This window comes from Gallibacterium genomosp. 2, from assembly GCF_000771895.1.
Classification (GTDB): Bacteria; Pseudomonadota; Gammaproteobacteria; order Enterobacterales; family Pasteurellaceae; genus Gallibacterium.
This window is the reverse complement of record NZ_JPXY01000035.1, coordinates 58,624-71,536: the sequence shown is the minus strand read 5'-3', so window position 1 is coordinate 71,536 and position 12,913 is coordinate 58,624. Positions and strand designations below refer to the sequence as shown.

Sequence of the window (12,913 nt, the reverse complement as noted above, 5' to 3'; positions counted from 1 at the left end):
TTTTGTCTACTATGCCATAATAACATTATATGTTTATTCAATATAATGAATGTAATATAGAATCATCCTTTAAATCTAAAGGAAAAAGTATTTTTAAAAATGAGCTTAATGGAAATATTTTATTGAAATAAAATAATGTAATAATCGTCAGTAATATATGTTACAAGAAAGCATATTACAACAGGTGAAGCCTCGCAAGCGGTGGTTGGTGGCTTATCGCCGTATGCCAATTATGCGATAAAGAAAGCAACCACTGATAAAGATGGCAATGTTAATCTTGAAGCTAACCTGATGGCACACGCCTTATTAGGTGCAATCGAAGCCTATACCACAGGGAACAACGCTGCTGCAGAGGCAGCTGGAGCGGTTAGCGGTGAATTGGCGGTAAAAATTATCACCGAAAAACTGTATCAAACCAACCCCGAAAATTTAACTGAAAGCCAAAAACAAACGGTATCGGCATTAAGCCAGTTAGCGAGTGGATTAGCCGGTGGCTTGATTAGCGACAGCACCGCAGGAGGGATTAACGCAGCGGAAATTGGTAAGCGAGCGGTTGAGAGTAATGGATTACTCAGTGGGCAAGTTTCTGATTTATTTAGAGAGTTGGAGGCGGCGGAGAAAGATAAGCAGCCTATAGAAGAAATTTTTATAAAAGCTAAAGCGCTAAGTGATAAGCAATATAAAGAATTAACAGAAAACTGTACTGATTCTGCAATATGCCGTTACGGCACAGAAAAAGCATTAGAAGAAGCAAATCAAAAAGCCTTTGAATTGGTAGGATATTTTAATTCTAAACTAAGTAATTTATCTTATGAAGCTCAAAATAAATTTCTTGAGTTTATTATTGATGAGAATAGTAAAGAATTTAATTTTATTGAAGAAAACAGAACGATTACAGAAAAAGCGATAGTTGGTTTGGTAGAGAGTTTTATTGCCTCTCAACAAGCTCAAGGAATAAAAATATCGCCTAAGATTGCTAGTTTTGCAAAGAAAACAACATTAAACAGCCCAAAAGAATATCTATCTAAACCAAAACAAAAAGTAAACTCAGCATCAGTTGGCGATATTGTTCGTACTCCGACAAGTCATCCTGGAGATTTTAATAGAAAAAGAGATAGTAAAGGTAAGACCATATATGAAAATAAATATACTGGAGAGATTTGGTCAAGAAGTAATACAGTACATTCTGATAAATCTGGAGAATGGAAAATTGGTTTGGACGGAAAAGAGCCAACAGTATCTAAAAAATTTACTATAGGAGATACAGATGGAAAAATTATCAAAAAAGATAATAAATAAATCGATTTCATTAGAAGCAATTAATTTTTCAGGATTCGGTTCTAGTGATATGTGGTTAGGATATTTTGAGTCACAAAATGAACACAGTCCAGCAATTATTAAAGAAGCATTAAACTTAGCCTATAGTTTTTTTAAAAAGGAACTGGATAGTTTTATTATGATAAGTGCATTAAAATATTCAAAAGAATATAATTTTAGTAATGAAAGCAATTATCATCAAAGGCTTATTAAGATGGCTCAAAAATATAATTTAATACAGAAATCAACACCTAAATTCGAGAGTTATTCTTACGGAGATATTCCATTACCAGCAAGTTGTCTAACAATCTCTTTAGATAAAAAATATTTCCTATATCTAGCAAAATTAGTAATGGGATGTGATGCAATATTTGGAGATGTTTGCTTTTTTATATCTCCTAAATTAAATATTGCTATATATCCACATGAAGACATTGGGTTTGGAGTTATATCATTAGACGACAATAAAAACTTAGGAATAGATTTTTTAAATTTCTGTAGAAAAAATAAAAATTTTAGAGTGTATATTGAAAAATAAAACTAATTTATATAGAGGATAGGATGGTATATAAAAGAATAAAATAGTATAAATCCAGTAAGAAGAATCTAACCATGATAGAAGTTACTCGATATATAGATGTTTTTGATAATATAACAGATGAATTAATTGATTCATATGAAATAACATTACCTGATGAAAAAGCTATTTCTTATATCCAGCCTGATGATGATGATTGTTATGCTATTTGTGTATATGCATTAGATGAAGAGCAAGTGATTAATTTAGGAGGAGAACACTTAGTATCTTTATATAAAAATAAGGATGTTTGTTTTCATGCGAGCTGTTGTAGAAAATAAAAATAAATCAGAAAATTTAAGCCAACTTGCCAGTGGTTTAGTGGGTGGCTTGGTGGGTGATAGCACCTCAAGTGCTATTAGTGCGGCAGAGATTGGAAAGAGGGCGGTTGAGGATAATTTCCTCTCTGAAAAAGAGATTGCTATTTTAGACAAACTTGCTGAGAAGAAAGTATTAACGCCAGAAGATGTCGAACATATCACTAGCATAAAGATGAAAGATAAAGTCTCTGATGCCTTACTAACGAAATATTAGAAAGACCCAACATCATTAACCCCACAAAAATATCAACAACTGATGTATTGGGTGAATGAAGCGGCAGCTTGGCAACCTGAAACTGCCAAGAATATTTTAAAAATGGATGTTACAGGAGCTGCAATAAAATATTCAAACCCTGAATTAGATAAGAAATACCAAGCTGCACATAGGATTTACAGCTCATTAGATTATCAATTTGGTAAATCCACTTTAGAGGGATTGGCGGTGCTTGGGAATAGTGGTAACGCAATAATTAAAGGGGTTACTACTGTTGAAACGCTTGCTAGAGGGATCAGTGATAAAGCCTTTATCACTGCTCTGCAAGCTGAAAAGGCAATGGGTAAAATTTCGCCTGCATTACAATGGCTAGAGTTACTGTAATTGCTAAGCGATCTGTGTAATAGTTTTACCTAATGCGTAAAAAAGCCGTTATCTTTTTATGTTCACCAAGTGTAATATGTTTGTAGGTGTTCATAAGTTCTTATCAGTGATTTTGTTGTGGTAAACAAATTATAGTTGATTTACTTATGAACACTTTTTTATTTGTTGCAGTTAGATTGTAAATTTAAGGTCATAAAAAATCTGCACCTCTGTACGTTGGTGAATCCAACTTTAAAGTGCAGATGATTTTTTCATTAAGGAAATTTATTTTCCCCAAACTTCTTCGCTGATTTCACGAATAAATTCAAGTTTTTTCCATTGTTGTTCTTCAGTCAACACATTTCCTTCTTCGGTTGAAGCAAAACCACATTGTGGACTTAAACAAAGCTGATTGATGTCAACATATTGCGCTGCTTCTCTAATACGGGCAATAATTTCATCTTTATCTTCAAGCTCACCGTTTTTTGAGGTGACTAAGCCTAATACAACCTGTTGATCTTTGATAAAGCGTAACGGTTTAAAATCTCCGGCACGTTCACTGTCATATTCAAGAAAGAAGCCATCCACTTTACAATGCCCGAATAATATTTCTGCAATAGGTTCATAACCGCCGGAAGAGAACCAAGTTGAGCGGAAATTACCACGACAGATATGCATTGTAATAGTCATATCTTCTGGCTTGTCTTTAATAGTTTCATTAATTAGACTAACATAATCTTTCGCAAGTTGATCAATATTAATGCCACGAGCAGCATATGCGGCACGTTTTTCCTCTGAGCAAAGCTCACCCCAACTGGTATCATCTAATTGCAAATTTCGGCATCCTAATTCATAGAGTTTTGTAATTGCATCACGGTAGGCCTGAGCAATATCCTCAAATAATTGTTGTGGATGTTGTTTATACAGTTCTATCGGTTGATATTCTGTTTCACGTGCAATACAGATAACGTGTAACATTGTTGGAGAAGGAATAGTGAATTTTACTGGATAATCACCTGCAATTTTTTGCAATGAACGGTAGTGTTCAATAAATGGATGGTTATCACTAAAACCAACTTTATCAATGATTTTTAATGTTCTAGGGCGTACATTGTGATGTTTGAATTGAACGGAGAATTTTTTCGCATCGACTTCTTCTACACCATCCAGTGCTGCAAGAAAATCCATATGCCAGAATGTTCGGCGAAATTCACCATCGGTTACCGCATGTAAACCAACCTGTTTTTGATGTTCTACTAATTTTGTAATTTCTTGATCTTCAATATCTTTTAAATCAGCACAACTAATATCACCACATTGACATTGATGACGTGCTTGTTTTAATACTTCTGGGCGTAGGAATGAGCCGACAATATCAAAACGGAAAGGGGCTTTTGTGCGTTGTGTTGCATTTGGGAATAATTTACTCATTTTAAAACCTCATATTATATATTAAAATAGACGTTTAGATGTCTAAACAAAAAATACTGTACTGTACTTTATACAAGTTATCAAGAGGATAACGAAAAATAGTGATAGAAAAGGCGATTTATCATCGCCTTTAGTTTAATTTATGCCAAAATATCGTTTTTGATATAGAAACTATTCTTCAGAAATAGCCTCGTTTTCATCGTCATCACAAATACGTTCAATGCTGACTACTTGTTCAGTATCTGACGTACGAATTAAACGGACACCCTGGGTATTACGCCCAACAAGACTGATTTCAGCAACACGAGTGCGTACCAGTGTACCGGCATCTGTAATCAGCATAATTTGGTCATTTTCTTCCACTTGGGTGGCAGCAACTACTTTACCGTTACGTTCGCTGACTTTGATTGAAATAACACCTTTGGTATTACGAGATTTGGTTGGATATTCCGCAAGTGCGGTTCGTTTACCATAACCATTCTGTGTTGCAGTAAGAATTGCTCCGTTAGTTTTAGGAATCACTAATGAAACTACTTTATCAATGCTTAAATCTAGAATTTGCTCAGTTTCATCGGTAGCGTTTTCTTCATTGCTATTTTCTTCATCGGAAATGTCATTGGTTAAAGCAAGTTTGATTCCCCTTACACCAGCAGCGGTTCTACCCATTGCACGTACTGCGTTTTCATCAAAACGCACAACACGACCTTGTGCAGAGAATAGCATAATTTCGTTATTGCCTTCTGTAATATCAGCTCCGATAAGTTCATCATCATCTCGTAAATTTACTGCGATAATACCACTGGTACGTGGGCGACTAAATTCGGTCAAGGTTGTTTTCTTCACTAAACCACCAGCAGTTGCCATTACGATAAATTTATCTTCAGCATATTCTTTGACAGGAAGGATTGCAGTAATACGCTCATTTTCTTGTAAAGGTAATAAATTGACAATAGGGCGACCTCTTGCACCACGGCTAGCTTGTGGTAATTGATATACTTTCAGCCAATATAAACGACCACGGCTAGAAAAACAGAGGATAGTATCGTGAGTATTCGCCACTAAAAGCTTTTCAATGAAATCTTCATCTTTCATCTTCGTTGCGGATTTACCTTTACCACCACGCCGTTGAGCCTCATAATCGGAAAGTGGTTGATATTTAACGTAACCTTCGTGTGACAATGTCACAACAACATCTTCAGGATTGATTAAATCTTCAAGATTGATATCTCCACTACTTGCAGTGATTTCAGTACGACGAGGATCGTTATATTGATTTTTAATTTTTTCTAGCTCTTCACGAATTACTTCCATTAAACGTACCGGACTATGTAAAATATGTAAAAGCTCTGCTATCACATCTAGCAGTGACTTATATTCATCTAGAATTTTTTCGTGTTCTAATCCGGTAAGTTTTTGCAGACGTAAATCTAATATAGCTTGTGCCTGAGCTTCACTTAAATGATAAACACCGCCACGAATACCTAAATTTTCATCTAAATCTTCTGGGCGTGCTGCATCTACGCCTGTTGCTGCCAGCATAGCCTCAACATTACCCAAATTCCATGGTTGAGATAATAATTTCTCTTTAGCTACTGCTGGTGTTGGCGCATTGCGAATTAATTCGATAATTGGATCGATATTGGCAAGAGCAATAGCTAAACCTTCTAAAATATGTGCCCGTTCGCGCGCTTTGCGCAGTTCATATACAGTACGGCGAGTAACAACTTCACGACGGTGTAATACGAACGCTTCAATTAACTCTTTAAGATTGAGTAGTTTAGGTTGCCCGTGGTCGAGAGCAACGATATTAATGCCGAAGGTAACTTGTAATTGTGTGAGGGCATAAAGATTATTTAAGACAATTTCACCTACCGCATCACGTTTGATTTCAATCACGATACGCATACCGTCTTTATCGGATTCATCACGTAAACCGCTAATACCTTCAATTTTTTTCTCTTTAACCAATTCAGCGATTTTCTCGATTAAGCGTGCTTTGTTTACTTGGTAAGGAATTTCGTGAACGATAATGCTTTCACGACCTTTGTCATCAGTTTCAATATCGGCTTTTGCACGGATATAAATTTTACCGCGTCCAGTTTTGTAAGCCTCTTCAATGCCTCTTTTGCCATTAATGATAGCCGCAGTAGGGAAATCAGGACCCGGAATATAGCTCATTAATTCATCAATAGTAATCTGTTCATTATCAATATAGGCTAAACAACCATCAATTACTTCTCCTAAATTATGTGGAGGAATATTGGTTGCCATACCGACAGCGATACCACTAGAACCATTAACAAGCAGTGCAGGCACTTTAGTGGGTAATACTTCAGGGATCATTTCCGAACCATCATAGTTCGGTTGATAATCAACAGTTTCCTTATCTAAATCAGCTAACAATTCGTGTGCAATTTGGGTCATACGCGCTTCGGTATAACGCATTGCTGCAGGGGAGTCTCCATCAATAGAACCGAAATTACCCTGACCATCAACTAATGGATAGCGTAAAGAGAAAGGTTGAGCCATACGCACTAAAGTATCGTAAACGGCAGAATCTCCGTGAGGGTGGTATTTACCGATAACATCACCAACAATACGTGCAGATTTACGATATGGTTTATTATAATCATTGCCGCCGACAGCCATTGCGAACAGTACGCGACGGTGTACCGGCTTTAACCCATCTCTTACATCAGGTAATGCACGACCAACAATTACGGACATTGCATAATCCAAGTAAGACGATTTCATTTCTTCTTCGATATTAACGGGAATAATATCTTTTGCTAAATCGCTCATTTAGACATTTCCTATATTTGAATTTTGTCAAAAAACAGTTTCGGATTATAGCACAAAAAGCACTGTAACCATAGGGTAAAGCTGAATTTAATCTAAGGCATAACTATGGTATTGGTAACCGTTTCCTGTTGGTAAAAATTCAAAAATATGACTAATACAATCAGGCTGATCCTCTGAATGGTGAGAAACGAAAAAGAGTTGCGTATCGCTGTTTACAATCAGTTGATTGATAAAAGTTAAGACCAAATGACGATTTAATGCATCCAAGCCGATTAATGGTTCATCTAAGATTAAAATCGGAGGATGTTTAACCAAAGCTCTGGCTATTAATAATAGTCGTTGTTGTCCCCAAGAAAGAGAGCGAAACGGTGTGTTGGTAAATTTTTCCATATTAATGCGTTGTAACCACTGCAAAGCGTTCAAACGGGTATTTTCATCAACCTGCTGATAAACACCGATAGAGTCAAAATACCCGGAAATAATCACGTTTAATGCTGAGCAGTTAACCCGATAATCAAGATGGAAATGATTGCTAAGAAAACCGATATTTTGTTTAATTTGCCAAACAGTTTCGCCACTACCACGTTGCTTGCCAAATAATTTTACTTTGTTGTTAAATGCCTGAGGATGATCGCCGTTAATTATTGACAACAAGGTTGATTTACCACAACCATTCGGGCCTTTTATCCACCAATGTTGTTTCGGTTTTACCTGCCAGTTCAGTTTATTTAGAATAATTTTATCTCCATATTTAACAGTAACATCTTCTAAGTCAAAAATAGTTTATAAATCTTGTGACAATGTCACAGGAGGAAAAGCAGGAAGAGGCACAGGAACGTGTAGCGAAGTTTCTGCATAGCAGAGTTGTTGGAAAACATCACTGTCTAGAATTTTATCTGCTTGATCTTGCATTAATAAATGGCATTGATGTAGCAATGAAATAGTGTCTGACCAAATTGGCACATCGTTCAAACGATTAATCACTAAGATAATAGTAATATTTTGTTTTAACTGTTGTAATAATTGTAGCCATTGTTGTTGAGAGTTTGTATCCAATCCTTCAAACGGTTCGTCTAAAATCAATAAATCCGGCTGTTCAATTAAAGCTTTTGCCAATAACACTTTTCTTGCCTCTCCAGTAGAAAGCAATTTAAAAGCACGATCTAATAAAGGTTTTATACCAATTAAAGTGGCTGTTTCTACAATTTTTTGATCACTATACTGTTTGTCCATACAAATGATTTGTTTTGCTGTTTTACCATGATCATCTGGGCTGACACTATCATTATTTAAATCTCGAAAAATCTGCTCTAATAAGAGTTGCTGCTGAGCTAAGGAAACTAAACTGATTTTTTCAAATGTATTTTTGTAATGTCCTTCATAAGGGAGGTGATGTTGACTGATAAATTTGCTTAACGTGCTTTTACCGCTGCCGTTATGTCCGACAATAACATCAAATGTTTTCTCTTTTATTTGAAAATTATCTATGTGAAACCAGAGTTCCGATGTTATTTTTATTTTTGCTTGTTGAAATGTAATTTGCATATTGATGTCACTCTAACTTATTGATAAGCCTGTTTAGTTTATTCAATTTGATATTATTGGCAAATAAATGTGCAAAAAACAGTTGAATGCTGTATTAATATACAGTAAATTATACTGTATAAATAAACAGTATTTATGATCGTGGAGGTCATTATGCAACCGCAAACTAAAACAGCTGCCAGTGTAGAACAAAAATATTCTTATCTTCCTTTGCCGTTATATGATGATAAGCCGCAATTACCTTATTTCAATAAACAAAGCGATATTCACTATAAAATGGATCTGAATCGTTATTGCATCCGCAAGCCGCAACAAACCTTTTTTCTTCGTGTGACTAATGAAAATTTGTTGGCATGGGGGATTGATGTAGGTGATATCCTGATCATTGAGCAAAGAGAACAAATCAATGAAGGTGATTTAGTTGTAGTTGAGCAAAATGACGGATTGCAGTTATATGAATATTTTGCAATGAAAGATCAACAATATGTATTTTTTTCTTTAGACTCAAATCATAGTAATTTAACCATTAAGCAATTAACGCAACTTAACATTCAAGGCGTTGTTGCAAGTACAATTCATCAGTTAAAAAATCGCAAAGTGGCATAGGCAATACACTATAGAAAGTGATGTAGAAAAGGGAGAGGTATAAAACTTGCAAGTATGACTACTGTCTGATTAGGAAAGGTTTTAAAAATAGCTAGATAAGATCTTGGAGATAAAAATTAAGGAAAATATCAAATGCTATATCAGGTTTGATATTTTCCTCAAATTTAAAACTCTAATTCAAACAAAGAAGAGAAAATGATTAAATTACCTCTTTAAATGCAATCTGTGTCTGTTCAAGGAAGTCATTTTCTTCATCCGCTAACAGTAGTGGTGCGATTGGCAAATCAGGCTTATCAAAGGCAATATCGCCTTCAATATTTTCTAGCGGTACGCCTTGTTGGATTGATTTAAAATTAAACAATTTAGCATCACACAGATGGGAAGGAACAATATTTTGTAATGCACTAAACATTGTTTCGATTCTACCTGGGTATTGGCGATCCCATTGCTGTAGCATTTCTTTAATAACTTGACGCTGTAAATTCGGTTGTGAACCACATAAATTACAAGGAATAATCGGGAATTTTTTTGCTTCCGCATAACGTGCAATATCTTTTTCTCGACAGTAGGCTAATGGGCGGATAACAATCTGTTTGCCATCATCACTAATCAGCTTAGGTGGCATACTTTTCATCTTACCGCCATAAAACATATTTAAGAATAAGGTTTCCAACATATCATCACGATGATGTCCCAATGCAATTTTAGTAGCTCTCAACTCTGTAGCTGTGCGGTATAGAATACCACGACGTAAACGAGAACAGAGCGAACAAGTGGTTTTTCCTTCTGGAATTTTCTCTTTAACGATACCGTAAGTATTTTCTTCGACAATTTTGTATTCCACACCTAACTGTTGTAAATAAGTTGGTAACACATCTTCAGGGAAGCCGGGTTGTTTCTGATCTAAATTAACCGCAACAATTTCAAAATTTACCGGCGCATTCAATTTTAAATTCAATAAAATATCGAGCAGGGTATAGCTGTCTTTCCCTCCGGAAAGGCATACCATTACGAGATCGCCCTCTTCAATCATATTAAAATCAGCAATGGCTTTACCCACTTCACGGCGTAAGCGTTTATGTAGTTTATTTAAGTTATAAATCTGTTTTTTTTCTATAGACATTGTTGTTATTTACTAGATAGTCAAAAATTGGCTTGATATGGTACGGAGTTATGTTTTTTTTGCAACAGATTTATCTGTTTAGATGGAAAAACTCTCTTTTTAGGTAGGCTAATTTTAAAACTAAAGTATAAAAGAGACTTGTTGTTATCTGTATATTGCAAAGGAAATTATTCTCGTTAGTTAGCGATGTTTTTAAACTTAGATTGTGATGAAAACTCAATTAATGTTTTGATGTTATAATTTTGTTCAAAATATATGACTTTTTATTTATATAAAGTTTTGGTTTATTCTTTCATTTGTTATTTATTGAATTGTAACCGATAAGTCATTTATAGTAATGTAGATTTTATCAGCGATAATGAGGGAGAGAAATATGATTGCATTAATTACAGGAGCAAGTGCTGGATTCGGTGCAGCCATTGCGCGTAAACTGGCACAAGAAGGACATAAAGTGATTGTAACGGCTCGCCGTAAAGAGCGGCTGCTCGCATTACAACAGGAGATTGGTGAGAATTGCCTACCGTTAGCGTTTGATATTACAGACGAGAAAGCGACACTACAGGCAATAGCAGAATTGCCGGAAGCGTGGAAAGCGATCGATATTTTGGTCAATAATGCTGGTTTGGCGTTAGGTATCGGTGCAGCACAAGATTCTTCTTTAGAAGATTGGAAGCAGATGATTGCGACTAATATCACCGGGTTGGTAACGGTAACACACGCTGTTTTACCGGGTATGGTGGAACGTAATCGTGGCTTAATTGTTAATTTAGGTTCAATCGCCGGTACTTATCCATATCCGGGCGGCAATGTTTATGGTGGAACTAAAGCGTTCGTGAAACAGTTCAGCTTGAATTTACGTGCAGATTTGGTTGGAACCGCAATTCGTGTATCCAATATTGAACCTGGTCTTTGTGGTGGTACTGAATTTTCAAATGTTCGTTTCCACGGCGATGATGCCAAAGCAGCGGCACTTTATGCAAATGTGGATTACATTACATCAGAAGATATTGCCAATACTGTTGCTTGGATTGCACAATGTCCGCCACATATGAATATTAACCGTATTGAAATTATGCCGGTTGCACAAGCACCTGCAGGGTTAGTAATTAAGAAAAAACAATAATTCATCGTTTATTATCCCCACTGCGGTGGGGATTTTTCTTCGTTACTGGAATGAAATAACCTTTAGAGAAATCAGCTTTTTTTGCTAGAATAACGCACATTTAGTTATTTTGATCAAAATAAATCTCAGTTGTTTAGGTAACCAATAATGAGTGATTCAACTCAAACCATTCCTGAATTAGTGTCGTGGGTCAAGGAGCGAGAATTTAACCTTAGCTTAAGTACCGATCGATTAGCGTTTCTTTTAGCGATCACTATTTTTAATAATGAGCATTTCGCCGGTGAAATGGAAGAGGGCGATTTAGTCGATCTGTTTCGTCACGTTTCCAAAGCATTAGGGCAATCGGAAGATACGCTTGTACAACGTGCAAATAATGCTATCAATGATTTAGTCAAACAGCGTCTATTAAATCGCTTTAGCAGCGAATTTACGGAAGGCTTGGCAATTTATCGCTTAACTCCATTGGGCGTGGGCATTTCCGATTATTATATTCGTCAACGGGAGTTCTCGGCGTTGCGTCTATCTGTACAGCTTTCGATTGTTGCCGATGAAATTCAACGTGCTGCCGAAGCGGCAGAAAATGACGGTGATGAATATTATTGGCGGCGTGAAGTGTTTGCTCCGTTGAAATATTCGGTGGCGGAGATTTTTGACAGCATTGATCTTTCGCAACGTATTATGGATGAGAGCCAACATCAAACCAAAGAAGAAATTGCGGAATTATTAAGCAAGGATTGGCAAGCGGCAATTTCCAGTTGTGAGCGGTTATTGGATGAAACATCTGGTAATTTACGTGAATTACAGGACACATTAAACGCTGCCGGTGATAAATTGCAGGCAGGTTTATTACGTATTCAGGATTGTATTGTCGGACGTGCCGAATTGGATTTTGTAGAACAGCTTATTATTAGCTTACAACTTAAGTTAGACCGCATTATCAGCTGGGGACAGCAGGCAATCGACTTATGGATCAGCTATGACCGTTATGTGCATAAATTTATTCGTACAGCCATTGACTTGGATAAAAACCGTGTGTTTGCACAACGTTTACGCCGTTCAATTGCTGATTATTTTGATACACCGTTTTATTTGTGGCACGTGCAAGCAGAGCGTCTGATTGATCTGCGCGATGAAGAGTTAGCATTGCGTGAAGAAGAAGCACTAGGTGAGTTGCCGGCAGAATTGGAATATGAATCTCTACAGACGGTACACGAACAGATTAGCGAAGCAATGCAATCATTGTTAATCCGTTATTATGAAACGAAACAGCAGATTGAATTGGGTGAGTTGTTACGTCAACAGCTTGAGCGTTATCCGCAATCACAACATTTTGATGTTGCCAGAATTATTGTTGATCAGGCAGTCAAATTAGGGATTGCGAGTCAAGATTTCAGTGGTAATGTACCACAATGGCAACCGATTAATGATTTTGGTGCAGAAGTTCAAGCACATCCAATTGATGAATATAATAATCAACCGAAAAAATAGATTT

10 protein-coding genes and 2 pseudogenes are annotated in these 12,913 nt (G+C 36.2%); 8 read left to right on the top strand and 4 right to left on the bottom strand.

Features of this window, described 5'->3' with window-relative positions; translation table 11 throughout:
* Positions 1-201 precede the first annotated feature (201 nt).
* The 5 genes and pseudogenes from P375_RS12790 to P375_RS08110 all read left to right on the top strand — a co-directional run bounded on the left by P375_RS12790 (position 202) and on the right by P375_RS08110 (position 2,812).
* The gene (locus P375_RS12790) at positions 202-1,299 is read left to right on the top strand and encodes a VENN motif pre-toxin domain-containing protein (protein ID WP_039135954.1); all 1,098 of its coding nucleotides are present in this window, start codon (positions 202-204) and stop codon (positions 1,297-1,299) included.
* Complete coding sequence (locus P375_RS08125; RefSeq protein WP_013747209.1) at positions 1,268-1,855, top strand: hypothetical protein; 588 nt, start codon at positions 1,268-1,270, stop codon at positions 1,853-1,855. Before P375_RS12790 ends, P375_RS08125 begins: the two co-directional genes overlap by 32 nt.
* A 74-nt stretch (positions 1,856-1,929) precedes the next feature.
* Entirely contained in the window at positions 1,930-2,175 is a 246-nt protein-coding gene (locus tag P375_RS08120) for a DUF7683 domain-containing protein (protein WP_013747210.1), read from the top strand.
* 13 nt (positions 2,176-2,188) lie between these two features.
* Positions 2,189-2,302, top strand: a pseudogene (locus tag P375_RS13010) (VENN motif pre-toxin domain-containing protein); the annotation flags it as partial.
* 168 nt (positions 2,303-2,470) lie between these two features.
* On the top strand, positions 2,471-2,812 hold the full coding sequence (locus P375_RS08110; protein ID WP_039135952.1) for a hypothetical protein: 342 nt from the start codon (positions 2,471-2,473) through the stop codon (positions 2,810-2,812).
* 264 nt (positions 2,813-3,076) lie between these two features.
* Here P375_RS08110 and P375_RS08105 read toward each other — a convergent pair whose 3' ends face one another.
* From P375_RS08105 to modF, 3 genes and pseudogenes are all read right to left on the bottom strand, one after another.
* A complete protein-coding gene (locus P375_RS08105; RefSeq protein ID WP_039135950.1) occupies positions 3,077-4,222 on the bottom strand; it encodes a 5-methyltetrahydropteroyltriglutamate--homocysteine S-methyltransferase in 1,146 nt (381 codons plus the stop codon).
* Positions 4,223-4,393: 171 nt separating this feature from the next.
* Positions 4,394-7,024: a DNA topoisomerase (ATP-hydrolyzing) subunit A gene (gyrA, locus tag P375_RS08100; protein WP_039135948.1), complete on the bottom strand. Its 2,631-nt coding sequence runs from the start codon at positions 7,022-7,024 to the stop codon at positions 4,394-4,396.
* An 87-nt stretch (positions 7,025-7,111) separates the two neighbouring features.
* Positions 7,112-8,569, bottom strand: a pseudogene (gene modF, locus P375_RS08095) (molybdate ABC transporter ATP-binding protein ModF).
* Positions 8,570-8,722: 153 nt separating this feature from the next.
* On the opposite strand from modF, the gene P375_RS08090 reads away from it, so the two are divergent.
* Entirely contained in the window at positions 8,723-9,175 is a 453-nt protein-coding gene (locus tag P375_RS08090) for a LexA family protein (protein ID WP_039135946.1), read from the top strand.
* A 199-nt stretch (positions 9,176-9,374) separates the two neighbouring features.
* Here the strand turns inward: P375_RS08090 and ttcA are convergent, their stop codons facing one another.
* On the bottom strand, positions 9,375-10,298 hold the full coding sequence (gene ttcA, locus P375_RS08085) for a tRNA 2-thiocytidine(32) synthetase TtcA (protein ID WP_039135943.1): 924 nt from the start codon (positions 10,296-10,298) through the stop codon (positions 9,375-9,377).
* Between the two features lie 373 nt (positions 10,299-10,671).
* On the opposite strand from ttcA, the gene P375_RS08080 reads away from it, so the two are divergent.
* Positions 10,672-11,421, top strand: a complete 750-nt coding sequence (locus P375_RS08080; protein WP_039135942.1) for an SDR family oxidoreductase — start codon at positions 10,672-10,674, stop codon at positions 11,419-11,421.
* Between the two features lie 147 nt (positions 11,422-11,568).
* A complete protein-coding gene (gene mukF / locus P375_RS08075) occupies positions 11,569-12,909 on the top strand; it encodes a chromosome partition protein MukF (RefSeq protein WP_039135940.1) in 1,341 nt (446 codons plus the stop codon).
* Positions 12,910-12,913: the final 4 nt, after the last annotated feature.

Bases quoted from the DNA above. Each gene is read 5' to 3' on its own strand.
- ttcA (WP_039135943.1), bottom strand. From the start codon at position 10,298: ATGTCTATAGAAAAAAAACAGATTTATAACTTAAATAAACTACATAAA.
- P375_RS08120 (WP_013747210.1), top strand. From the start codon at position 1,930: ATGATAGAAGTTACTCGATATATAGATGTTTTTGATAATATAACAGAT.
- P375_RS08105 (WP_039135950.1), bottom strand. From the start codon at position 4,222: ATGAGTAAATTATTCCCAAATGCAACACAACGCACAAAAGCCCCTTTC.
- P375_RS08110 (WP_039135952.1), top strand. From the start codon at position 2,471: ATGTATTGGGTGAATGAAGCGGCAGCTTGGCAACCTGAAACTGCCAAG.
- P375_RS08090 (WP_039135946.1), top strand. From the start codon at position 8,723: ATGCAACCGCAAACTAAAACAGCTGCCAGTGTAGAACAAAAATATTCT.
- gyrA (WP_039135948.1), bottom strand. From the start codon at position 7,024: ATGAGCGATTTAGCAAAAGATATTATTCCCGTTAATATCGAAGAAGAA.
- P375_RS08080 (WP_039135942.1), top strand. From the start codon at position 10,672: ATGATTGCATTAATTACAGGAGCAAGTGCTGGATTCGGTGCAGCCATT.
- mukF (WP_039135940.1), top strand. From the start codon at position 11,569: ATGAGTGATTCAACTCAAACCATTCCTGAATTAGTGTCGTGGGTCAAG.
- P375_RS08125 (WP_013747209.1), top strand. From the start codon at position 1,268: ATGGAAAAATTATCAAAAAAGATAATAAATAAATCGATTTCATTAGAA.